19 protein-coding genes are annotated in these 23,501 nt (G+C 72.7%); 8 read left to right on the forward strand and 11 right to left on the reverse strand.

Going from position 1 to position 23,501, the window contains the following annotated elements; all coding sequences use genetic code 11:
* Window positions 1-129: 129 nt before the first annotated feature.
* Window positions 130-975: an NAD(P)H-binding protein gene (locus tag LRS74_RS02840; protein WP_277739475.1), complete on the reverse strand. Its 846-nt coding sequence runs from the start codon at window positions 973-975 to the stop codon at window positions 130-132.
* Between the two features lie 80 nt (window positions 976-1,055).
* Between LRS74_RS02840 and LRS74_RS02845 the strand changes: the two genes are divergently transcribed.
* The 3 genes from LRS74_RS02845 to LRS74_RS02855 all read left to right on the forward strand — a co-directional run bounded on the left by LRS74_RS02845 (window position 1,056) and on the right by LRS74_RS02855 (window position 4,272).
* A complete protein-coding gene (locus LRS74_RS02845) occupies window positions 1,056-1,646 on the forward strand; it encodes a TetR/AcrR family transcriptional regulator (RefSeq protein ID WP_277739476.1) in 591 nt (196 codons plus the stop codon).
* A gap of 132 nt (window positions 1,647-1,778) precedes the next feature.
* The gene (locus LRS74_RS02850; protein ID WP_277739477.1) at window positions 1,779-2,849 is read left to right on the forward strand and encodes an alcohol dehydrogenase catalytic domain-containing protein; all 1,071 of its coding nucleotides are present in this window, start codon (window positions 1,779-1,781) and stop codon (window positions 2,847-2,849) included.
* 244 nt (window positions 2,850-3,093) lie between these two features.
* Window positions 3,094-4,272 carry a mechanosensitive ion channel domain-containing protein gene (locus LRS74_RS02855; RefSeq protein ID WP_277739478.1) on the forward strand — a complete coding sequence of 393 codons (1,179 nt, stop codon included), beginning with the start codon at window positions 3,094-3,096 and terminating at the stop codon, window positions 4,270-4,272.
* 95 nt (window positions 4,273-4,367) lie between these two features.
* Here LRS74_RS02855 and LRS74_RS02860 read toward each other — a convergent pair whose 3' ends face one another.
* On the reverse strand, window positions 4,368-6,224 hold the full coding sequence (locus LRS74_RS02860; RefSeq protein ID WP_277739480.1) for a peroxidase family protein: 1,857 nt from the start codon (window positions 6,222-6,224) through the stop codon (window positions 4,368-4,370).
* A gap of 307 nt (window positions 6,225-6,531) precedes the next feature.
* Window positions 6,532-7,497, reverse strand: coding sequence for an EamA family transporter (locus LRS74_RS02865; protein WP_277739481.1), 966 nt, complete (start codon window positions 7,495-7,497; stop codon window positions 6,532-6,534).
* 68 nt (window positions 7,498-7,565) lie between these two features.
* On the opposite strand from LRS74_RS02865, the gene LRS74_RS02870 reads away from it, so the two are divergent.
* From LRS74_RS02870 to LRS74_RS02880, 3 genes are all read left to right on the forward strand, one after another.
* On the forward strand, window positions 7,566-8,426 hold the full coding sequence (locus LRS74_RS02870) for a LysR family transcriptional regulator (RefSeq protein WP_277739482.1): 861 nt from the start codon (window positions 7,566-7,568) through the stop codon (window positions 8,424-8,426).
* 85 nt (window positions 8,427-8,511) lie between these two features.
* Window positions 8,512-9,168, forward strand: coding sequence for a maleylpyruvate isomerase N-terminal domain-containing protein (locus tag LRS74_RS02875; RefSeq protein WP_277739483.1), 657 nt, complete (start codon window positions 8,512-8,514; stop codon window positions 9,166-9,168).
* A gap of 133 nt (window positions 9,169-9,301) precedes the next feature.
* Window positions 9,302-9,619: a hypothetical protein gene (locus LRS74_RS02880; RefSeq protein WP_277739484.1), complete on the forward strand. Its 318-nt coding sequence runs from the start codon at window positions 9,302-9,304 to the stop codon at window positions 9,617-9,619.
* 259 nt (window positions 9,620-9,878) lie between these two features.
* On the opposite strand, the gene LRS74_RS02885 is transcribed toward LRS74_RS02880, so the two are convergent.
* The 8 genes from LRS74_RS02885 to LRS74_RS02920 form a co-directional block, all read right to left on the reverse strand.
* Window positions 9,879-10,349 carry a flavin reductase family protein gene (locus LRS74_RS02885; protein ID WP_277739485.1) on the reverse strand — a complete coding sequence of 157 codons (471 nt, stop codon included), beginning with the start codon at window positions 10,347-10,349 and terminating at the stop codon, window positions 9,879-9,881.
* Window positions 10,350-10,351: 2 nt separating this feature from the next.
* A complete protein-coding gene (locus LRS74_RS02890) occupies window positions 10,352-11,227 on the reverse strand; it encodes a catechol 1,2-dioxygenase (RefSeq protein WP_277739486.1) in 876 nt (291 codons plus the stop codon).
* Between the two features lie 39 nt (window positions 11,228-11,266).
* Complete coding sequence (locus LRS74_RS02895; RefSeq protein ID WP_277739487.1) at window positions 11,267-12,241, reverse strand: quinone oxidoreductase; 975 nt, start codon at window positions 12,239-12,241, stop codon at window positions 11,267-11,269.
* The gene (gene asnB, locus LRS74_RS02900) at window positions 12,241-14,118 is read right to left on the reverse strand and encodes an asparagine synthase (glutamine-hydrolyzing) (RefSeq protein WP_277739488.1); all 1,878 of its coding nucleotides are present in this window, start codon (window positions 14,116-14,118) and stop codon (window positions 12,241-12,243) included. The genes LRS74_RS02895 and asnB overlap by 1 nt, the downstream gene beginning before the upstream one ends.
* A gap of 46 nt (window positions 14,119-14,164) precedes the next feature.
* Complete coding sequence (locus LRS74_RS02905; RefSeq protein WP_277739489.1) at window positions 14,165-15,685, reverse strand: 4-hydroxyphenylacetate 3-hydroxylase family protein; 1,521 nt, start codon at window positions 15,683-15,685, stop codon at window positions 14,165-14,167.
* Complete coding sequence (locus LRS74_RS02910; RefSeq protein ID WP_277739490.1) at window positions 15,682-16,557, reverse strand: TauD/TfdA family dioxygenase; 876 nt, start codon at window positions 16,555-16,557, stop codon at window positions 15,682-15,684. Before LRS74_RS02910 ends, LRS74_RS02905 begins: the two co-directional genes overlap by 4 nt.
* Window positions 16,558-16,635: 78 nt before the next feature.
* Window positions 16,636-17,631 (reverse strand): isocyanide synthase family protein, encoded by a 996-nt coding sequence (locus tag LRS74_RS02915; protein WP_277739491.1) that lies wholly within the window; start codon window positions 17,629-17,631, stop codon window positions 16,636-16,638.
* A 390-nt stretch (window positions 17,632-18,021) separates the two neighbouring features.
* Window positions 18,022-21,009: a BTAD domain-containing putative transcriptional regulator gene (locus tag LRS74_RS02920; protein WP_277739492.1), complete on the reverse strand. Its 2,988-nt coding sequence runs from the start codon at window positions 21,007-21,009 to the stop codon at window positions 18,022-18,024.
* Between the two features lie 244 nt (window positions 21,010-21,253).
* Between LRS74_RS02920 and LRS74_RS02925 the strand changes: the two genes are divergently transcribed.
* Window positions 21,254-22,075, forward strand: a complete 822-nt coding sequence (locus tag LRS74_RS02925; RefSeq protein ID WP_277739493.1) for an NmrA family NAD(P)-binding protein — start codon at window positions 21,254-21,256, stop codon at window positions 22,073-22,075.
* A gap of 177 nt (window positions 22,076-22,252) precedes the next feature.
* Window positions 22,253-23,470 carry a hypothetical protein gene (locus tag LRS74_RS02930; protein WP_277739494.1) on the forward strand — a complete coding sequence of 406 codons (1,218 nt, stop codon included), beginning with the start codon at window positions 22,253-22,255 and terminating at the stop codon, window positions 23,468-23,470.
* Window positions 23,471-23,501: the final 31 nt, after the last annotated feature.

The following is a 23,501-nucleotide window of genomic DNA, read 5'->3' on the forward strand; positions in this document are numbered from 1 at the left end:
CGGGCCGGCTTGCGGCCGCTCGGCCGCTCGGCACAGTGGGTCGCCCGCGCCCGTCCGTGAGCCGCCGTCAGTTCGGCTGCTCTCTCGGGGTGGTGTGCCGGGCGCTGTCCTCGACGCCCGGGTCGGGCGCTATCGGAAGGCCGGCAGATTGCGCGCGACCCACTCTCCGAAGGGCCTGGCCGGGCGGCGCAGGACGCGCTCCACGTCGGGGCTGGTCTCCCGCTCGGCGGGGAGCGGGAGCCCGAGAACGTCCAGGGTGCCGTCGATGACCTCCTCCGGCATGAACCGCGCCATGTGGGCGTGGGCGTCCTCGCGCGACAGTTCCACGAAGGTCACCTTCTCGCCCAGGGCGTCGGAGACCACCGCGGCCTGCCCACGCGGGCTGATCGCCTCGGGTCCGGTCAGCTCGTACGTACGGCCCGCGTGGCCGTCCTCGCGCAGCGCGGCCGCGGCGACCGCCGCGATGTCCGCGGGGTCGACGACGGGCAGCGCCACATCGCCGAACGGGGCGAAGATCATGCGCTGGGTGCGGACCGACTCGGCCCAGGCGAAGGCGTTGGAGGCGAAGCCGCCCGGTCGCAGGATGGTGACGTCCAACCCGGACGCCCGCACGGCCGCCTCGAACTCGCGCAGACGGGCGTGGGAGAGAGCCTCGGGGCGGGTGGAGTTGAGCTGCGAGGAGAGCAGCACGAGCCGCTTGACCCCGGCGTCCGCGGCCGCGTCCACCAGGGCGGTGGGGCTCTCCCCGTGGCTGTTGAGCTCGCCTCCCAGCAGGATGAAGAAGGCGTCGGCGCCTTCGAGGACCGGCCGCATGCTCAGCGAGTCCCCGACGTCGGCCTGGGCGTGTCGGACGCCGGTCGGAAGTCCCGTGCGCCGCGGACGCCGCGAGACGGCCACGACCTCCTCGCCCGCCTCGGCCAGCAGCGGCACCAGCGTCTGCCCGACATTGCCGGTCGCACCCGTCACCACGATCATCACGAACCCCCTGAGTTAGTTAGTTGACTGACTTAGAACGACCGTAACACACCCCGATGGCGCTGCCTATAGTTGGTTGGGTGACTGACTCACCGAAGCCACGGGCGCGAGCGGCCGACAAGCGCCGACGGCTCACCACCGCGGCCGCCCGGGTCCTCCATGAGCAGGGCGTCGAACGGACCACCCTCGCCGACATCGCGCGCGTGGCCGACGTCCCCGTGGGAAACGTCTACTACTACTTCAAGACGAAGGACGAGTTGGTCCAGGCCGCCCTCTCCGAGCACAGTGCCAACCTGGAGGAACTCACCCGCGAGCTGGACCGGTTGCCCAACCCGCGTGACCGCCTCAAGGCCCTGATCGTGGCCTGGGTCGACCAGCGGGACATCGCCGCCCGCTACGGCTGCCCCACCGGCACCCTGGCCGTCGAACTCGACAAGCGCGCGGACGGGACCCTCGACGCCGAGGTCGGCACGGTGATCCGGCGGCTGCTGGACTGGGCCGGGGACCAGTTCCGCGCCCTGGGCCTGCCCGATCCCGAGGACCTCGCCGTCACCCTCGTCTCCGCCTACCAGGGCATGTCGCTCCTGGCCAACGCCCTGCGCGACCCGGACATCATGATCCGCGAGGGAGCCCGCCTGGCCCGCTGGCTCGACTCCCTCCGAGCCCCCTGACCCGACCCGGTGACCCGGCTCTTCCGCGCCGCCCTGCCGCTCCCCCGGATGGGGCGGATCCTGCGGGCCGAGCGGGTGGAAGATGACGCGACGGCCGGCGACGACCTCCCGCCAACGGGAATGCGATCGAACGTGAGAGCTTTCGTTCTCCGGAGGGTCGGTGAGGTCGGCGTCATCGACAAGCCGATCCCCGAACCCGGCCCCAATGACGTGGTCGTGCGCACCACGGCGGCCATGGTGTGCACCACCGATGTGCACACCATGAGAGGCGCGATTCCGGTCGCCCCGAATGTGACGCTGGGGCATGAGGCGGTCGGTGTCGTCCATGCGCTGGGCTCGGCCGTCGAGGGACTGGTCGAGGGCCAGCGCGTCGCGGCGGCCGGGATCACGCCCTGCTTCCAGTGCGACTCCTGCCAGCGCGGGTTCTCCTCGCAGTGCCACGGGCGGATGCTGGGAGGGGCCAGATTCACCGTTCAGGGGGACGGGAACCTGGCCGAGTACTTTCTCGTCAACAACGCCCAGGCCAACCTCGCGCCGATTCCCGAAACGCTCTCCGACCACCTCGCGTTGTACGCCACCGACATGCTCTCCACGGGGTTCGTCGCCGCCGAACACGCGGAGCTCGAACTGGGCGAGACCGTCGCGATCTTCGCCCAAGGCGCGGTGGGGCTGTCGGCGACGATCGGCTGCCGGCTGCGCGGCGCGGGCTTCGTGATCGCCGTCGAGTCGATTCCCGCCCGCCAGGAACTCGCCCGCCGTTTCGGCGCCGACGTGGTCGTCGACCACACGCGGTGCGATCCGGTTCGACGGATCCTTGAGCTGACGGACGGCCAGGGGGTCGATGCCGCCATCGAGGCGCTGGGCACCCCGCAGACCTGGGAGGCGACCTTCCGGGTCACCAAGCCGGGAGGTCGCATCTCCAATGTCGGCTACCACGGGGAGGTGCCCGAGCCGCTCAGGATCCCCCTGGAGCCGTTCGGCTACGGCATGTCGGACAAGCAGATCTACGGTGGGTTCAACCGCGGAGGCCGCGGGTGGCTTCGGCGGATCTTCCGGCTGCTGGAGACGGGGAAGGTCGATCCCACGCCGATGACCACGCACGAGTTCAGCTTCGACGAGATCGAACGGGCCTTCCAGATGATGGCGTCGAAGCACGGCGGAATCATCAAGCCGCTGATTCGCTTCGACGCGGCCCGGGCGTAGGCACAAGCGTACCCATAGGCGTAGGCACTGGCGTAAGCACAGACGTAGGCACAGGCGTAGGTACTCGTCCTCTTCTTCTCCCCCATGCGGCACATTCCCCGGTGCGGCGAAGGTCACCCGGTGTCCCCCGCGCGGATCGGGTACGCGCATCTCCTGCCGTACCAGCTCTCCCGCCGCATCGACGGACGGCACGGAGGAGCGCCCCACCGTGCCGGGTGGGCCGACAGGAAGGATGGACCCGCTTATGGAGGACGTGCTGCGTCCGCTCATCGTCGGCGGCGTCTCGGTCGCGATCACCCTGATCGTCGGCTGGGCGGCCGACCGTCTGCTGCGCCGGGCCGACGCCCGGCACCCCGAGACGCCGCTGTGGGGGCTGCTGCGCCGCTGTGGGCCGCCGCTGCGGGCCGTGGTCTGCTCGGCGGTGCTGCGCGGCTCGTACGACAAGGCGCGCGTCGCCCAGGACCACGCCGTGGGCATCAGCCGGGCCCTGACCCTGGTGCTGATCGCCGCCACCGCCTGGCTCGCGGTGCGTGTCTCGGCGGCCGTGGTGGAGTCCACGTACTCCCGCTACGCGGCCGGTGCCCGTGATCCGGCCCGGGTGCGCCGGGTGCGGACGCAGGTGACGTTGATCCAGCGGGTGGTGACCGCCGTGGTCGGGGTGGTGGCCGGGTCGGCCATGCTGCTGACCTTTCCCCCGATGCGCGCCATCGGCACGTCCATGCTGGCCTCCGCCGGGATCGTCGGCATCGTCGCCGGAATCGCCGCCCAGACCACGCTCGGAAACATGTTCGCCGGGCTGTCGATCGCGTTCGGCGACATGGTGCGGATCGGTGACACGGTGGTGGTGGACGGCGAGTGGGGCACCGTCGAGGAGATCACCCTGACCTTCCTGTCCGTGCGGACCTGGGACGAGCGGCGGATCACCATGCCGGTGTCGTACTTCACCAGCAAGCCCTTCGAGAACTGGTCTCGGGGCGGCACACGCAAGACCGGCACGGTCTTCCTCCACCTCGACCACGCCGCGCCCGTCGAGGCGATGCGCGAGAAGCTCCACGAGATCGTCCGCGCCTCCGAGGCATGGGACGGCCGAGACTGGGGGCTCGCCGTCACCGACACCACGCCCAGCACCATCCAGGTGCGCGCGCTGGTCACGGCGAGGGACGCCGACGACGCCTGGAACCTGCGCTGCGAGGTGCGGGAGGAGCTGATCCGCTGGCTGCGCCGGGAGCACCCGTACGCCCTGCCACGCCTCGCCACGGCGCCCGCTCCCCGCCGGGCGGCGGTGGAGCCCGCTTCCCAGCGGGTCGACGCCTCCCGGCGGGCTGAGGCTTCCCAGCGGGCCGACGCTTCCCGGGCCGACGCGAAGGCCGCGCCCGCTTCCCGGCGGGCCGAGGCGGAGTCCTCACCCGCCGAACCGGCGTAGTCCAGGCGCCCGCGCCGGGCGGGACCGCTCGCGAGCCATGTGCGGCGGCCCCGTCGTGCGCCGGGGACCCGGTGCTCCCGGCGGGCTCCCCGGCCTCAGGCCACCGCCCTTTGGGCGGTGTGCCAGGGCACGAAGGCGTTCGTCAGCCCGGCGAGGGCGGTACGCAGCTCGGGGTGGTGGCGCAGCAGCACGGTGACCATGGTGTTGTCGTCGATCCAGGCCATGCCGGCCGTGGAGTACACCTCGGGGGTGTAGTACTCGGTGAAGAAGCGGTCGCTGTTCAGCCGGCGTGAGGCCATCAGGACGAAGATGCGGAACGCGGTGTCGCTGAAGGCGAATCCGGCGGGGAGTGCCTCCGCGTACATCCCCACCGTCAGGTCGACCTGTTCGATGTCGCCGTCGTAGAGCCGCTCGATCTCCTCGGCCCACGCCGGGTTGTCCGTCAGTTCCTCGAAGCTCTCGGCCGGCTTCAGCCTCAGCAGCCTCCGGAACTCGTTGTAGCGGGGGACGCCCAGCTCCCTGGTGCGCAGGATGTCGGTGGCGGCGAGGTCCTGCAGATGCCCGTCCGGGCGCTCGAACTCCTGGAGGAACCTCGGGAAGTTGTGCAGGGTGACCAGTCCGGGGTGAAGCGTGCCGAAGCTGTAGAGCAGGTCGGCCGTGGACGTGGTCTCCAGGACCTTCAGCGCCGAGGGGCCGGCGAGGTCGCGGAGGGTGCAGTGGCGCAGCGTGGAGTCGTCGGAGGCGGAGCGCAGGTGCCACTCGTCGCGGATGAGCGGATGCATGCGGTAGACGGCCACGAACTCCTCGGTGAGGGAGTAGGGGACGCCGTAGTGGTCCGTCCCGCCGCCGGCGATGCCGCTGACGACCTCGCTCCCGCTGATCCGTCCGAAGAGCTTGTGGACGCGCTCGCCGGCGAGACCCCACCAGTTGGCGCGCAGGGCCGTGACGGTGGTGGGGTGGCTGATCACCGCTGGGGTCCACTCCACGGTGTGGATCTTTGCGAGGAGCGCGGCGTTGACGAGCCGGGCGCGCTGGAACAGCTCCTCGTCGCCCCAGGAGGGGTACGCGGCGTGCAGGTGGTCGCAGATCGCGTTGTGCTCCCGGGCGAACAGGTCGTGCATCATGGCGAGGCCCAGCCAGAAGCCGGGAACCCGCGAGGGGTCGCGGGAGGGGTCCGAGGGGACCGGGGTCCGTTCGCCGTCCCACAGGTGCAGCCTGCCCAGCTCGCCGGTGCGCATCCGGCGCTGCTCCGCCTCGTTCGTCCCGTAGATCTGCGACGCGTCCCACCAGTGGGAGGAGACGTTGACACGGGTGTCGGGCGTCCCGGCGGGCGCCTGCGGGTCCCGGGTCGGGTCGTCCGGGGTCCGCATGATGCGCATCGGGCGCTCCGGCCATGGGTCGTCCTCCACCAGGGGCACCTCCCAGGGCCGCTCCGTGGGGCTCGTCCCGTGGCTGAACCAGTCACGAATCATGAACTGCAACCAGGCGGCGACCAGCGAGTTGACCGATTCGGCGGGGATCAGCTCGTCGCGGGTGAGCAGGGCCCGGCTGACCTCTCGGGGGTTCGGGCTGGAGAGCACGGCCTCGGGGGTGGTCGGCGCGACCCTGTCCAGCGGGATGTTCCGTCCGAAGCGGGTGCCCGCCATGCCCATGCGCGGATCGTCGAGATCGTTGTGGCTGCCGTCGGCGGTCCGGTCGACCCGGTGGCTCTCGGACGGCGGCGCGGGATCGGGGAGGTCGACGGACGGCAGCAGGCCGGTGTCGTGGAGGTTCTTCTGCCGGAGCCTGACCCGCAGGCCGAGGAGCGTCAGCAGGCCGAGAACCACCGGCAGTCTGTCCCAGCCGATGCGCCGGTCGACGAGGGCGGCGGCCTCGGTGACGATCCGCCAGGGCAGGGAGGTCCGGTATCCGGATCCGGTGCCTCGTGTGACACGTCGTCGCGTGCTGCTCATCGCGGTACTCCTTCTTTCACTCCTTCGTCCACTCCTTCTCCGACGCGCCCTCCGTCGAGCGCGGAGACGGAACCAGGTGGCGAGCACGTGGGGAGACGGAAACCATGTGGGCGAAGAGCGCGACGGAAACCCTCGCGGATCGCCTGGCAGAGGAGCGAACCCCCGAAAACACCCCCAACAGCACACTAGGCCGATGGCTGCCCGCTCGCACATCGAGGCCATGACCGGGGCGGCGACGCGCGTCGAGCCCGCGAGCCGGCGGCCCCGCGGCGGACCGCGGGGCTCGCTTCACACGACGGTCGGTACGTCAGCTCCGGTTCACCCTCCCCGTCCGTACCGCACCCGCGCTGGCCGCCACCACCAGGGCGATCGCCAGGCACTGCGAGGCCGACAGCGTCTGTCCCAGCACCAGGAAGCCGGCCAGCGCCGCGACGGCCGGGGCCAGGCTCATCAGGACCGCGAAGGTCGACGCGGGCAGGCGACGCAGAGCCAGCAGCTCCAGCGTGTACGGCAGCCCCGACGACAGCAGCGCCACGGCCAGCCCGAGACCCAGCACCTCCGGCTCCAGCAGCGTGGTGCCCGCGGAGCCGACACCCAGCGGCAGGCTCACCAGCGCCGCCACCCCCATCGCCAGGGCCAGCCCGTCCAGCCGCGGAAAGCGGGCGCCGGCCCGGGAGTTGCAGACGATGTACGCCGCGCACATGACGCCCGCGCCGAGTGCGAAGCCGGCGCCCGCCGGGTTGAGCTGGTCGAAGCCGTCCTGCCCGAGCAGGAAGACGCCGGCGAGCGCCAGCCCGGCCCAGGCCAGGCTCACCGCCCGGCGCGCGGTGGCGACGGACAGCAGGAGCGGGCCGAGCACCTCCAGGGTCACCGCCGGGCCGAGCGGGATCCGGTCGATCGCCTGGTAGAAGAGGATGTTCATGCCGCCGAGGGCCAGCCCGAAGGCGCCGACGACGGCCCAGTCGGCACGGCTGTGGCCGCGCAGCCGGGGGCGGCACACGGCCAGCAGCAGCACGGCCGCGATCGTCACCCGCAGCGCCACCACTCCGAGGGCCTCGACGCGCGGGAAGAGCAGCGCGGCGACCGCCGAGCCGAACTGCACCGACAGGGTGCCGGCCAGCATCAGCCCGATGCCGGTGAGGCTGCCGACGCTGGCGGGCGCGGTTGACCTCTGGATACGAACGGCCGTCGACGTGCCCCGCGCCGCCGGTGCGCCCTGCGCGGTCGCGGTCGCCGCTCCCGCGGGCGCCGCCTGGGTCCTCATCTGTGTCATGCCTCCACGCTAGGAAGTCGCCGACTCCGCGTGAAATGCCGACTGACGCGCGATTATGCTTGCCAGGCATGACCATGGAGCTGCGTCATCTGCGGGCCTTCCTCGCCATCGCCGAGGAGGGCACGATCACGCACGCCGCGGCTCGGCTGCACACCGGCCAGCCCGCCCTCTCCCGTACGCTGCGCCAGTTGGAGAGTCATCTCGGGGTACGGCTGGTCGACCGCTCCACGCACCACCTGGAGCTCACTGAGGCGGGCCGGACGTTCCGCGACAAGGCCGCCGCGGCGTTGGCCGCCGTGGACGCGGCCCTCGACCCCCGCTCACTGACGGCCCCGCCGCTGCGCCTCGGGCACCCCTGGGCGGCGCTCGGGGGACACACCATCCCGCTGCTGCGCCGCTGGGACGAGGAGCACCCCAACGTGCCGTTGGAGCTGCGCCGCATCGACGACCGGGCGGCCGGGCTCACCCAGGGCAAGGTCGACGTCGCGCTGCTGCGCGGAGAGGTGACGGCGCCGGGTCTGGTCACGGAGCCGCTGCTGGAGGAGGAGCGGGTGGCCGTGGTGCCCGCGGGCAGCGAGCTCGCCGACCGCGCCACCCTCACGCTGGCGGACCTCGCGGCGTGGCCCATCGCCCTGAACACGGTGGCGGGCACGACCACGTTGGACCTCTGGCCCACCGCCGCACGCCCCACCACGACCCTGGAGGTCACCAACACGGACGAGTGGCTGACGGCCATCGCCGTGGGGCGGGCCGTGGGCATCTCCACCTCGGCGACGCCCCGTCTGCACACCCACCCCTCGATCGCCTACCGTCCGCTGACCGACGCCCCGCCGGTGCCGGTGCTCCTGGCCTGGCAGCGCGGCACCCCGGCCCACCCGGCGATCCCCGCTCTGGTCCGCCTGGCCCGCGAGGTCGTGGCGAACCGTTAGTGCTGTGACCACGAGCCTTCGCCGGGTTGCTGGGCCGGTGATCAAAAGGAGGGGTGTCTCCTTCCGGTCGCGGTACGGTCCTGCCATGTCCAGATCAGCCGATATCGGCCTCTCTCAGCCCCCCGTCACCGCCGATGACCTCGACCTTGCCGTGCAGCTCGCTGTGACGGTCCTTCGCGAGGCGCCCCCAGCCGCTTGGGAAGGCAAGGCCGGTACGCTGGAATGGGACTGCTGGGAAACCGTCGAGCACCTCAGCGACGACCTCTTCGCCTACGCTGCGCAACTGGGCCCCAAAGCACCCCCCTTGGATGGCGAGGTGCCCTTCGTGTGGGAGAGCCGACGGCCCGGCGGCCCAGCGAACGTCGTTCACGCGAACCGCAAGGCGGGGCCCGCCGGCCTGCTGCAGGTCCTGGAAGCGAGCGGCGCGCTGCTGGTCGCCATGGTGCGCACGACGCCTCCGCAGACCCGCGCTCACCACGTCTTCGGCGTCTCGGACCCCGAGGGCTTCGCCGCGATGGGGATCGTGGAGACCCTGGTGCACACGCACGACCTGGCCCACGGGCTCGGTCTCGCATGGAGCCCGCCTGCCGATCTGTGCTCTCGGGTGCTCGCCCGGCTGTTTCCGGACGCGCCGTCGTCCACGGATCCCTGGCCCACCCTCTTGTGGGCCACCGGACGCGCCGAACTACCCGGACACCCTCGTCTCGCCACATGGCGCTGGGACGGCACGCCCCGGACATAGGCTCAGGCGTCTCCGCCGCAAAGGGGAGGTTCGGTCGAGCCTCTTACGGCGCAAGGCCGCGTGACGTGCGGGGCCGAGCCTCGTTCACGGCGTGGAAGATCACTGACTGGCCACCTGTGCCCAGGAAGGAACGATGATGCGTCTTCGCCATCCTCTTGCCGTCGCTCTCGGCGGACTGACCCTCGCCGTCACCATGGCGGGTTCGGCCGTCGCCGCGACCGGGACGTTCCACTGGTTCGGCCCCGAGGGGCAGCCGTACTACGTCGAGAACCTGCCGGACAACCGATGCCTCGACATGTCTCAGGAGGCCCGCGGCGCGCAGAACCGGACGAGCGGGCCGGTGGTCGTCTACGCGCAGAAGCAGTGCAAGGGCCAGGCGACCCGGCTCGCCCCCGGAAAGTCGGCACCTGCCGACGCGCCCTTCGCCAGCCTCCGTCTGAGCCCGCGCTAGGCGGTCCACGGCGGTCGCGGTCCGCGCTCCCGGATCGGGGCGTGAACGGTCGGGTCGGGTTCGGCGGCGCACGCGGACCGACCCGACCCGGGCCAGCCCGGCCCGGCCCGGCCCGGCCCGGTGCTGAGATATGTCCCGGCTGCCGGGATCGAGCACCGGTGGGACCGCTGGGCGAGTGACGGCTCGCCCTGGCCCCCAGCCAGTGGTGGACGGAGAAGTCGCCCTTCTCCAGGGTCTCCAGCGCCCCCTCGGACCACGGTCACGCCAATGCGCGGAAGCCGCCCTGGTGGAAGACGAGTGGGCCGGCGTCCGCGCGGTGGGCGAACTCCTCGACGCGGCCGAGGAAGAGCACGTGGTCTCCCCCGTCGTACTCCGCCCACGGCGAGCAGGCGAGGGTGGCCAGCGAGCCGGCGAGGCGGGGGGCGAGTCCGGGGGCCGAGGGCTCCCAGTGGGGGGTCACCGGGGCGGGGGCGCGGCCCGCGAAGTGGAGGGCGAGGTCGTGCTGCGCCTCGTGGAGCACGTTCACGGTGAAGGGTCGGCCACCGAGGTGGCGGGCCGCCTTGCTGTCCCGGTGGAGGGAGACGAGTACCAGCGCCGGGTCCAGCGACACCGCGGTGAAGGCGTTGACGGTGGCGCCGTGCGGGACGCCACCGGCGTCACAGGTGACGACTGTGACACCGGTGGCGAAGTGCCCGAGGCACGTCCGCAGGCGGCGCGGATCGATCGACACGGTCACGTCCAGCCCCGGGCGGGCCGGTCGAACCAGACATGGGCGTGGCCGGTGCCGATGCCGTTCTCGTAGCCGCCGTAGCGGCGGCCGGGAGCGGCGCACCGCGGCCCGCCGACCGCGCCGGCCAGCATCAGGTAGTGCCCGAACCGCGCCTCGGGGGCGAACGGTCGGTACTCGGGCATCGTCTCGATCACCCGGTCGTGCCGCCCCGCCTCCAGCCAGGCGATCCGCTGCTCGTCGGCCTCCCGTGCCTCGGGGGTGACGATGTGCGCGGGGTCGCCCGCCATCCGGTTCCGCAGCTCGGCCAGCGGCCAGAAGCGGTGCGAGAGGCCGCCGGAGGCGAGCAGCAGCACCTTGCGGTCGAGGCCGCCGATCGCCTCGCCGAGGATCTCGCCGATGCGGAGGAAGTCCTCGGTGGTGGCCGTCTGGCAGACGGAGACCGAGACCCAGGGCGTGTCCGCCCGCCCGAGGTAGGTCCAGAGGTTGAGCGTCGCGTAGTGGATCGGCAGATACGGATCGTCGTTCGCCTGGAACCACACCTTCCGTTCCGCCGCCAGGGCGGCGACCGCCTGGGCCAACTCGGGGTCTCCGGCCAGGTCGTACGGCAGCCGGCTGATCGCGGCCGGCATCTCGTCGGAGGTGAACAGGCCCTCGCGGCGTGGATGGGCGGTGATCACCGCCTCGGTCGTCGTCGCCCAGTGCGAGTCGAAGACCACCACCGTGTCGTGGTCGACCGTGTCGATCACTTCGTGCCGGAGCCGCTTCAGCCCGGTCACGAGCGTGAAGTCACGGCCGCCGTTCGCCTCGATCCGGGCCGGCTCGGGGAACATGATGACCGGCGCGTGCGAGACCAGGCCCGCGCCCACGATCTCACCCATGGACGAACCTCCTTTGCGGTCAGGGGGCGGTTACCGGGATTACGGGACGAGCAGCAGCTTTCCGGTGGTGCGCCGGGACGCCAGGTCCGTGTGCGCGCGGTACGCCTCGGCGAGGGGGTAGACGCCGCCGATGGTGGCCTTGAGCGAGCCGTCGAGGATGCCCTGGAACACCTCGCCCGCCCGCCACTCGAACTCCTCGACCGTGGACCGGAAGTGCTCCAGGTACGGGCGCGTCAGGGTGAGCGAACCGCCCCACAGCAGCCGCATCACGTCGACGGGCGGCACCGCGCCGCTGGCGCCGCCGTAGAGGACGAGCGTGCCGCGGGTGCGCAGCGATTCCAGGCTGGCGTCGAAGGTGGCGGCGCCCACGCCGTCGTACACGGCGTGCATGCCCTCGCCGTCGGTGAGGCGGCGGGCCTCGGCGGCCAGACCGTCGGTCTCGGTGTAGCGGATGACCGCGTCCACGCCGTTGGCGCGGGCGAGCCTCTCCTTCTCCTCGGTGGAGACGGTGCCGATGACGCGCACGCCGCGCCGCTTGAGCATCTGGGTGAGCAGCAGCCCGACCCCGCCGGCGGCGGCGTGCACCAGCACGGTGTCGCCCTCGCTCGCCCGGTACGAGTCGTTGGCCAGGTAGTGGGCGGTCATGCCCTGGACGAGCACGCCGCCGGCGGTCGCCAGGTCGATCCCGTCGGGGACGAGGATCGCCTTCTCCTCGGGGACGAGCACTCGGGTGGCGTAGCTGCCGAGGACGGTGGTCCAGGCGACGCGGTCGCCGACCGTGAAGCGGGTGACGCCGGGGCCGACGGCCAGGACGGTGCCGGAGCCCTCCTCGCCGGGGATCGACGGTAGGGGCAGCGGATAGCGGCCCTCGCGGCGGTAGAGGTCGATGAAGTTGACGCCGGCCGCGGCGAGCGCCACGAGGATCTGGCCTTCGCCGGGCTGCCCGGGGTCGGGCTTCTCGACGTACGTCTGGACCTCGGGTCCGCCGGTCTCCCGGATCTCGATGGCGTGCATCAGTGGGCTCCGTTCAGGGGGGTGAGTTCGACGTCGTAGGCGCGCGCCCAGTCGTCGAGCCGGACGGTGGACTCGACGAGGATCCGCTCGAATTCGGACAGGCTGCCCGTGGTGGTCTTGTCGGCGAGCCGGCGCGCCGCGGCCGCGTCGAGGTACGCGCTCAGGGGTGCCGCGTCGTCGCCCGCCGCGGCGGTGAGGCCGGTGATGAGGGCGCGGTCGTAGGCGGGGTCCTGGATCGACGGGTAGGCGGCCTTCTTGCGCCGTAGGACCGACTCCGGCAGCAGGTCGGCGGCGGCCGCGCGGAGCAGGGCCTTCTCCTCGCCGCTGTAGGTCTTCATCTCCCAGGGGATGTTGAAGACGTACTCGACCAGGCGGTGGTCGCAGAACGGCACCCGGCCCTCCAGTCCGCTGGCCATGCCCATGCGGTCCTTCTTGTCGAGGAGGATGGGCAGCCAGCGGGTGAGGGTGAGGTAGCCGAGCTCGCGGGTGCGACGGTCCGCGGCGTTCTCGGTGTCCGCACCGTCCAGGTGGGGGACTTCGGCGAGCGCGGTGCGGTAGAGGTCGGCCTCGTACTCCGCGAGGTCGATCCCGTCCACGAACCACGGGTGGAACAGGGACCGCGGGTCCAGGCCGCGGTGGGCTCCCAACTTGAGCCAGGGGAAGGTCTCGGCCTTGCGCGCCTCCGGGTCGGAGAACCACAGATAGCCGCCGAAGACCTCGTCGGCGCCTTCGCCGGACAGCGCCACCGTCGCGTGTTCCCGCACCGCGGCGAACAGCAGGTACAGCGACACGTCCAGGTCGGCGAAGTTGAACGGCAGGTCCCAGGCGCCGAGGACGGCCTTGCGCACGGCCGGGTCGAGAAGCCGGGTCCGGTCCAGGGTGATCATGTGGTGGTCGCTGCCGACGTGTCGGGCGACCTCTCGGGCGTACGGACCGTCCGGGGTGGGCCGGATGGCGTCGGCCTTGAAGTTCTCGGTGTGGCCGGTGAAGTCCACGGAGAAGGTGGCGAGCCGGCCGCCGTCGGCGGCGCGGGCACGGGCGGCGAGGGCGGTGACGGTGCTGGAGTCGAGGCCGCCGGAGAGCAGCGAGACCAGCGGCACGTCCGCGATCATCTGCCGGGGGAGGATGTCGTCGAGCAGTGCGCGGATGGTGGCGACGGTCGTCTTCAGGTCGTCGGTGTGCGGGCGGGACTCCAGCGCCCAGTAGCGCCGCTCGACGATCCCGTCGCGGCCGACCCGTACCAGGTGGCCGGGCTTGACCTCGCGCATGCCGCGGAACGGCACCCGGCCGGGGGTGCGCAGGAAGAGCAGCGCGTCGCACAGCTCCTCGGGGCCGGCGGCGGCCTCGGCCAGCGGGTTGGCGAGGATCGCCTTGGGTTCGGAGCCGAAGAGGACGCCGTCGGGGGTGGGGTGGTAGAAGAGCGGCTTGACACCCAGCCGGTCCCGGACGAGCAGCAGCTCCTCGCGGGCGGTGTCCCAGATGGCGAGGGAGTACATGCCGTTGAGGCGGTGGACGAAGTCCACGCCCCACTCCAGGTAGGCGCGCAGGGCCACCTCCGTGTCGCTGCGGGTGGCGAACCGGTGCCCCAGGAGGGCGAGTTCCTCGCGCAGCTCGCGGAAGTTGTAGATCTCGCCGCCGTACGAGACGACGGCGCGCGGCCGGTCCCCGGGGCCGCGCTCCGGGGTGCGCATCGGCTGCGTGCCGTGCTCCAGGTCGATGATGGACAGCCGGCGGTGGCCCAGGGCCACGTGGTCGTCCAGCCAGACGCCCGCCGCGTCCGGTCCGCGGGCGGCGAGGGTGTCGGCCATGGCCGTGACGGTGTGGTGTTCGTCGGTGAGGTCGCGGGTGAAGGCGACCCATCCGGTGATGCCGCACATGGTGTGTGCTCCGTTCTCTCGGAAGGTGCGGTCGAGTCGCGGGCGCTCAGTCGGCGCGGTCGAGGTCCTGCCAGGGGCCGCGGCGCCAGCCGTCGATGTCGTAGTCGTCGAGGCAGTCCTGGACCAGCGACTCGTAGCGGGCGAGGCTGCCGCGGCTGGTCGCCCAGCGGAGCGCGTCGAGCCGGACCTGCTCGCCGTTGCCCGAGTAGTTGCGCTCGTACAGCTCGTGGCGGCCGCCGAACTCGGTGCCGATGGCGTCCCACACCAGCTTGAGCAGCTTGATCCGGTCGTGGGCGCTGGTGTCGGCGCCCCGGTAGAAGCGGTCGATGAGCGGCCGGAGTTCGGGGTTGTCCAGGTCGCGGCCACTGGACGGCACCGCGAGGGGCGCCCCGCCGAGGGTGGTCTCGAAGAGCTCGTGGACGCGGTCCCAGATCTGCGCGTTGTACATGCGCATCGCGGAGGCGTGTTCCAGCCGGGGGACGACCGTGCCGCCGCTGCCCGGTTCCGGGTCGTACGCCATCGCCGAGGTGAGCGCCCAGACCATGTCGCGCATGGTGATGATCTCGCCGACGGCGGCCTGCACCCCGCGGAACTCGTCGGTGCCGTTCGCCCGGGTGCCCCGGGAGAGCAGCCCGGCCATGAGCTCCAGCTTCACGCTCAGCCGGGTTCCGGACTGGAAGTTGTAGAGGTTCGGGAAGCCGGAGGTGGCGTAGAAGCCGGTGGCCCGCTCGATGTCGCGGTAGACGAGGACGTCCTCCCAGGGGATCAGCGCCTCGTCGAGCAGCAGCACACTGTCGTTCTCGTCGAAGCGGCTGCTGAGCGGCGCGTCGAACGGGGTGGTGGCGTGGCTGCCGTAGGGGGTGCGGCAGATCAGCTTGACGCCCGGGTTGTCCATGCGGACGAAGAAGACCAGGGCGAAGGCCTCGGCTTTGCCGGGGGCGAGGGCGGCGGAGCCGACGGGGGCGACGAATCCGGCGTTGGTGAGGGCGGAGCCCGTCGCGAGCATCTTCGCGCCGCTGACCACCACGCCGGCGTCCGTCTCGCGCACCGCGTGCACGAAGACGTCCTCCATGTCGTGGATGGCCCGCTTGCGGTCGACGGGCGGGTTGATGATGACGTGGTTGAGGTAGAGCGCCTTGCTCGCGAACTCCCGGTACCAGGCGGTGGCGTTGTCCGCGTACGGCCCGTAGTAGTCGGCGTTGACGCCGAGGCCGGCCATGAAGGACGCCTTGTACTCGGGCGTACGGCCGAGGAATCCGTAGCTCATCCGCGCCCAGGTGGCGATGGCCTCCCGGGCCTCGACCAGTTCGGCGGCGGACCGGCTCGGTTTGAAGAACCGGTGGGTACGGATGCCGGTCGCCTCGTCGGTGCCGGTGAGGACGTCGGCGGTGGCGGGGTCGTGCAGCGCGTCGTAGAGGCGGGCGATGGACAGGGCGGAGTTACGGAAGGCGGGGTGACGGGTGACGTCCTTGATCCGCTCGCCGCCCAGATAGACATGACGGCCGTCGCGGAGGCTCTCCAGATAGTCGTCGCCCGTCATCAGCCGATTGGTGGTGGTGTCGGTCATCGGACCAGCCCGGGGTTGTCCAGCGCCGGGGTGCCGAGCACCTGCACGCGGCGCAGATGCCGGGGGGCGCCGCTGGTGAAGGCGTTGCGGCCGTGCAGCAGCGTGTAGTTGTCGGTGACGACCAGGTCGCCGGTGCGCCAGCTGTGCGCGTAGAGGTGTGCGGGGTCGTACAGCGCGGCGCGCAGGGTCCGGTGCGCCTCCGCCATCTCGTCGTCGGGCAGGCCGGTGAACCGGAGGTCCGGGTGGTTGACGAAGTCGGCGTCGTCGGCGGACGTGGGCTCGTTGTAGCGGATCACGGGGGTGCCGGTGACGGGGTGGGCGGTGACGAGGGGGGAGGTGGTGACGCTGTCGTAGAACTCCATCTCGCGGTGGTACGTGCCGGTCACCGCGGACCACGTGGCGACGGTCTCCGGGTCGGTGTCGCGGAGTACGGCGGGCGTGTTCGAGAACGTCGTCTCGCCACCGTTGTCGACGCCGGGCGCCTGCACACACTGGAAGACCTGGAACTCGGGTATCTGCTCGCGGTACATGCCGTCCCAGTGCATCGGCATGTAGCTGGAGTCGAAGATGTGGTCCTCCGGTCGCTCCTTCTCGATCAGGTCGAGGACGGTGCCGAAGGGCCAGACGCTGAGCTCGCCCCACTGCTCGCTGTACGCGGCGAGCTCCTGCGGGGTGTCGAAGCCGTCGAAGCCGCGGAGCAGCAGGATGTGGTGCTCGCGGACGAGATCCCGCAGGGTGGCGACGGGGAGCTCGCTCACCCGCGCGCCGGGGCGCGGGGCGTGGATGGCCACGCCGAAGGGCTCGATGGGGGTGGTCTCGATGGGGGTGGTCTCGATGGGGGTGGTCTCGATGTCGTGGGGGGTGTCCGTCATGGTGCTTCCTGTCGTGGGGAGGTGGTGAGAGGTGAGGGCGGGGTGGCGGTGGTTGGGCCGGCCGAACCCGTCGGGCTCCTATGCGCGGGACCTGTTCCCCGTCTCGCTCCGCGTCGGGGCGTCGTCGGCCCGCTCCAGGACGTAGTGGGTGGCCCGGCCCGCCGTGTACACCGGCTGGGCGCCCGCCTCCTCGGCCTCGGCGCGCTTCATCAGGGTGTAGCCGCCGGGGGTCTCCACCGCGACGCCGTGCCAGGGCGTCAGCCAGGCGTCGGGGGTGTCGGCGAGGAGGATGCCTATCTTGTCCGTGGCGCACGGCTGGGGGTGGATCGACAGCCGGACGGCGGTGGGGAAGAGCTCGTCGAGCAGCCGGCCCCAGGCGCGGCTGCGCTGGATGACCTGGTAGGCGAGGTCCCGGCACCTGCGCTGGAGGGCGGACCGGGTGCCGGTCCAGGACGGCCCGGAGAGGTCCTCCAGCATGAACCGGGTGATACCCCGGTACATGCTGAGGGGCGCGCCACCGGCCCGTACCTCCTCGCGCAGTTCCTCAAGGCTCGGGGCGTAGCCGGCGGACAGCATGGCCCGCATGTCCTGGTGCCCGGCGCCCCGGTAGACGTCGTCGAGGGTGAACTGCTCGAGGTGGGGCCCGCCGATGCGCCCGATGAGGGCGTTGATGCCCTCGGCGTACCCGGAGACGTCCTCGTCGCGGACGCCGAGCAGGTCGTTGAAGACCCGCCCGTCGGAGCAGATCCTGATGACCGCGCCGGGCGGGTAGATCTCGGCGATGCGCTCGCAGAGCGTGTTGAGGAACCGCAGCGCGAGTTCCTCGGCCAGGTCGGGCAGGGTGCCGAGGACCTTGGCCGGGTTCGGGGACTTGGTGGGAAAGGCCGGCAGGACGAACTCGACGCGTCGGCCGCTCTCCATGGTGCCGCGCACCGCGTCCAGGTGATACCTGACGCAGCGCAGGCACACCCTGCCCGTGCAGCCGCCGTCCCGCAGCCTGCGTTGGTGGGTCAGGACCTCCCGGATCACCTCGACGGCGGCCAGTTCGATATCGGGTGCGGTCAGATCGGACACCGCGCCTCCCTTCGTGGACTGGGATCCACGGTCGTCGGCGCGCGCATACGAAACGCACAATCCGCATCCGGCGGAAGCTGTGCGCCGGGGCGGAGTCCGGTGGGTGCGGCGCGAACTCCCAGCGGGACGGGACCGCGCGTCCCCCACCGGACCGCGTTCCGCGCGGGGCCGCGTTCCGCGCGGGGCCGCCGCCGTAACCGGGCGGTCCAGGCCACGGCCCACCGGGGTGACAACCCGCGGGGGACAGAGGTCAAGGCCCCGCGGGGGACTTGAGGCAAGGGCCCCGCGGGGAGCAAGGGGCGACCGCCCACTGGAGCGACCGCCCGCCGGGCCGACCGCCCCCTGGAGCGCCAGCCCACTGGAGCGAGAGCCCGCTGGGGCGAGCCCGGGTCACCGCCTCGCCGCGGGAGCCCCCTCGGCCGTCCTGGGGGCCGGCACCCCCACCGCGCTCAGTTCCAGCTCCGCGCGTTCCGCCCAGAAGGGCATCCCCAGGGCCCGGAAACCGGCCAACGCCTCCCGCACATGCCCGGCGCCCCTCCCCTCATCACCCATCGCCCTGTACGCCCTGCCCAGCCAGTAGGCCGCGAGCGTCTCGCCTCGCCTCTCCCCCAGCTCCGCGAAGATCGTCGCCGCCTCTCCGAGCGACGCCAGCGCCCGGGGCGCCTGGTCCGGCCCCAGGTCCACATGCATGCGGCCCAGCGTCAGCAGCGCATAGGCCTCGCCGGGCCGGTGCCGCACCATGCGGTACTCGGCCAGCGCCCGGTGCAGATGGCGCGCCGCCCGGCCGAACCGGCCGTGCCTCAGCTCCGCGACGGCCAGCAGTTGCAGCACGTCCGCGAGGGCGAGCGGATGGGCGAGCCGCTCGACCGTCTCCAGGACCGGCCCCAGTGCCTCGATCGCCTCGGCCTGCCGGTCCTGGCAGACGAGCGCGTACCCGAGGCTGCGCATCGCGAGGACCCACCCGTGCCGGTCGCCGAGGGCGTCGAGCGCGGCGGCGGCCGACGCGGCGTCCGCGTGGGCGAGTTCGGCCATGCCCCGGTCGCTGATGGCGAAGGCGCGGTGGGTGCGCAGCCGGGCCGCGTGGTGCGCCTCACCCAGCTCGTCCAACTGCTCGATGGCGAAAGCCCACTGGTTGGCGGCCTCGTGCACCCGGCCGCGGACGGCGGACGCCCGGGCCAGGGAGCCCTGCGCGACGGCGACGGCGACGGCGTCACCGGCGGTCGCGGCCCGCTCGTGCTCGGCCCGGACCACCCGCTCCCACTCGTCCCACCAGTTACGCAGGTGGCAGACCTCCTCCAGGGCCAGTGCCAGGGCGAACGACTCCGGCCCGTACCCGGCGTCCGCCGCCCACTCGGCCGCCGTGACAAGGCCGGCGCGCTCGCCCTCCAGCCAGCCGACGGGGTCGGTCGTACCGCCGCGTACGACGTCGACCGGGACCCCACGGATGAGCTGGTCGGCTGCGGCCCGGATGCGGGAGAGCCAGCCGTCGAGGACGCGGGCGACCGCCGCGTGCCGCCAGGGCGCGGACTCCTCGGCCGTGGCGCGCCGCGCCGCGTGGGCGTGCAGCAGGTCGTGCAGGCGGTAGCGGGGCCGGCCCTGCACATCGGTGCCGACGACCTGCACGAGGTGGGCGTCGAGCAGCGCGTCGATCGAGCGGTCGGCCTCGGGGGCGTCCAGCAGCGCGGACAGGACCCATCCCGGGAACTCCGGTGAGGGGAGCATGCCGAGAGCGCGGAAGGCGCGGGCGGCGGCGGGCGCCAGGCCGCGGTAGCCGGCGGCGAGGCAGGCCGCGACGGCGTTCTCCCCGTCGCTCGGCCCGTCGAGTCGGTCCGCGAGCCGTTCGAGTGTCAGGTCCGGGCTGCCGGCGAGCCGGGCCGCGGCGACCCGCAGGGCCAGGGGCAGCCCGGCGCAGGCCGCCAGGACGCGTGCGGCGGCGTCCGGTTCCGCGTCGAGTCGCGGGCAGTCGTCCACGATCCGGCGCAGCAGCGTGCGCGCCTCCTCCTCGCCGAACGGTCCGACGGCGACGACCCGCGCGCCGTCGAACCGGTCCGGGCGGGCACGGCTGGTGATCAGGACCGCGCAGCCGGGGATGCCCGGCAGCAGCGGGCGGACCTGTTCCTCGTGCGCCGCGTCGTCGAGCAGCACCAGCACCTTGCGGTCGCCCAGCAGGGAGCGGAACATCCCGGCCCGGTCCACCGTCGCCTCCGGTATGGAGGACCCGGCGACGCCCAGGCTGGTCAGCAGGTCGGCGAGCACCTCGCCGGGGGTACGCCGGGGGCCGCGCGCGCCGTCCAGGCGGAGGAACAGCCGGCCGTCGGGGAAGGCGTGCCGCAGCAGATGGGCGACGCGGGTGGCCAGGGTGGTCTTGCCGACGCCGGGTGGTCCGGTGAGTACCACGACGGGGCCGGCGGGGGGCGGCGGTTCGCCGGCGGCGGTCGGGGACAGGGGTTCGGCAGCGGGCTCCAGCAGGGCGGCGACCCGCGAGGTCAGCAGGTCACGGCCGACGAAGTCGGCGATGTCGGGAGGGAGTTGGTCGACGGTCCGCCAGACGGCGGCGGGTCTCGCGGGATGCACGGGCTCGGGCGGACCGCCGAGGGCGGGGTCGCGGGTGAGGACCGCGCGGTGCAGTCGGCGGAGCTCCTCGCCCGGTTCGAGTCCCAACTCGTCGCGCAGGGCGGCGCGGGCGAGGGCGTACGACTTGAGCGCGTCGCCGGGACGGCGGCAGCGGTACTGAGCGAGCATCAGCTTGGCCCACAGGGACTCGCGCAACGGATGCCGGTCGGTCTGCTCGCGCAACAGCCCTATCGCCTCCCGGTGTTCCCCGAGCGCGAGGCGCGCCTCGGCGTACTCCTCGAACGCGACCATCCGCGCCTCCTCCAGGCGGGCGGCCTCGATGCGCAGGGCGTCGTGGTGCGTCACCCGGTCGAAGGCGCCGTCGCGCCACAGCTCCAGCGCCTCGCGCAGTCGGGCGGCGGAGGTGCGGTGCTCGCCCTCGGCCAGCGCGGCGCGGCCCTGGGCGACGAGTTCCTCGAAGCGGTGCGCGTCCAGTTCGCCCTGCCGCACGAGCAGCCGGTAGCCGCCGTGGCCGAGGCTCAACCGACCCTCGTCGGCGCCCGTGTGCAGGGCCCGGCGGAGGCCGGCGACGTAACTGCGGAGGTTGGCCTGGGCGGAGGCGGGCGGGGCCTCTCCCCAGATGGCGTCGCAGAGGCGCTCCCCGGACACTGCGGCGTTGGCGTTGAGGATCAGCGTGGCGAGCAGGGTCCGCTGCTTCGGCCCACCGAGCGGTAGCACACGGCCGTCCGCGACCGCCTCGACGGGGCCCAGCACCTTGAACTCGATGCGCGGAAGGTCCACCCGCGCCACCCCTTTGTCGTACACCTTCGAAACATGGTCAGGCGGACCACCCTATGGGTCGGCGCCGCCCCTTGCGCGGCCCGCTTCCCGAGACCGACCCACGGTGCTCCCAGACCGCCGCGCACGAGGCCGCCCGAGTCGCCGCAGGCGCGGCGGGCGGTGTGGAGGAGCAGGCGTGTCCGCGCCCGTTCCACGGCGCGTGGATCGGCCAGTTGACTTCAAGTGTGGTTCAACTTTTAGCGTCGTCGGCGACGAAAGGAACTCGACTGTGACGACACTGGTTACGGGCGCCACCGGGAACACCGGCCGGCATGTTGTGGCGGAGCTGCTTCGCCGAGGAGAGCACGTTCGGGCACTGACCCGGAATCCGGCCGCGGCCGCGGGAAGGCTTCCCGCCGAGGTGGAGCTGGTGGCCGGCACACACACCGCGCCGGAGGAGCTGGACGCCGCCCTCAAGGGCGTCAGCCGGTTGCACATCACGGTGACGGCGGGGCTCGCCGAGGTCGGGCCCGAACTGGTGCGGCGGGCGGTCGGCGCGGGTGTGCGGCGCATCACCGTGGTGTGGGGTGGCTGGGTGGGACCGGTCGAGCAGGCCGTGGCGGAGTCGGGTGTGGAGTGGACCCGCCTGGAACCGCAGGAGTTCATGTCCAACACCTTGACCTGGATCGAATCGGTGCGCACGGAGGGGATCGTGCGGGAGCCGTACGACTTTCCCAGCGCCCTCGTGCACGAGGCCGACATAGGCGAGGTGGCGGCGGTCTCACTGCTCGACGACGGCCATGCGGGGCGCGCCTACAACCTCACCGGGCCCGAGTCGCTGACCCCGAGTGAGCGGATCGCCCTCCTGTCTCAGGCGATCGGCCGCGAGGTCGCCCTCGTGCCGATCACCCACGAACAGGCCGTCGACAGGCTGATGGCGACCGGCGTGTCCCGGGCGGACGCCGACTACGTCGTCGGCTGGTACGCCACTCCCAGCGAGGACGCCACGACCGTCGTCGACACCGTCGAGCGGGTGACCGGCCACCCGGCGCGCACGTTCGCGCAGTGGGTGGCCGCACACGCGGAACGCTTCCAGGCGCCCGCGGGTTAAGGCGGGCCCTACCGCGACGGTGCCTGCGGTGACCGCGGGCACCGTCGCGCCACGAGCCCCTTGACCGGGCCGTCCCGCCTGGTCCCCATGGCCTTGATGCCCCCGTCGCCGTAGCGCCCCGGACGCCGGGGGTGAGGGCAGCCCCCGGTCGACGAGCCGGCTGGCAGGATGCCGGTCATGGGGAACGGGGACAGCGAACAGGACGAAGCCCCGGCGGACTTGAGGGCATCCGTCCCCCCGCGCGACGCGGGGCCGGCGGAGCCCGACGAGCCGGCTCGGGCGGGGTGGTCGGGCGGGGCGAGGTCGCCCGAGGGGGCGGGACGGCGGCTGCGCGCCGCCGGACGCGCCGTCGCCCGCCGCTGGCGCGACCCACGACTGAGGTGGCCCAAGCGGATCGCCCTCGGGCTGGCCCTCACCCTGACGGTGCCGGTGATCAGCGCCGGGATCGCGCTGCGACTGCTGTACGCGGGCGACTACCAGCCGGGCACGCTGACCCGCGGCAGGGACGCGGCCTGGCTCGGACACGCCTGGCTGGACGGCCGCAAGGACGAACGGGACCTGACCGCCCTGGCGCGGCGGGTCCGGGGCACCGGCATCCGCGACCTGTATGTGCACGCCGGCCCCTTGGAACACGACGGCTCCCTCCCGGCCGCCCGCTATCGCGGCTCCGACTGGTTCCTGGCGGCGGTCCGCCGGGAGCTGCCGGGCGTACGGGTCCAGGCGTGGCTCGGTGACGTGCTGGCCACCGAGGGCCCGGAGGGACTGCGGCTGACGGACCGGCACACCCGACGGCGGGTGGTGGCGTCCACCCGGCGGATTCTGGACGCCGGCTTCGACGGGGTCCACTTCGATCTGGAACCCCTCCACTCCGGCGATCGGGACTATCTGTCCCTCCTGGAGGAGGTGCGGGCGATCACTCGCGCCCGCGAGGTGCCGCTGTCCGTGGCGGCCCACATGATCGACCCGCTGCCGTCCCTGCACGAGGTCGGGGGATTCCTCACCGGCCACCCGAAGTGGTGGTCCCAGGCGTACTTCGGCCAGGTCGCCCGCCGGGTCGACCAGATCGCGGTGATGTCGTACGACACGGCGATGCCACTGGAGAGCCTGTACGGCGGGTACGTGGCCCGGCAGACCACGCTCGCCCTGGAAGCGACCCCGCGCTCCACCGACCTGCTGATGGGCCTGCCCGCCTTCCACACGGACGACCCGGGCCACCACGCGTCGGCGGAGACGGTGCGGGCGGCGGTGCGTGGTGTCCGGCTGGGGCTGGGGCGGGGGGACCCGACGCGGCAGCGGTTCGGCGTCGCGCTGTACGTGGACTACGCCGCCACGGACGGCGACTGGGACACCTACCGGGACAACTGGGGCTGCCGCACCGGCGCGCGGCGCGCATGAGGCACTCCTCCAGAGGGCGGGAGGCCGACCG

The sequence above is a fragment of the Streptomyces sp. LX-29 genome (assembly GCF_029541745.1).
Lineage (GTDB): Bacteria > Actinomycetota > Actinomycetes > Streptomycetales > Streptomycetaceae > Streptomyces.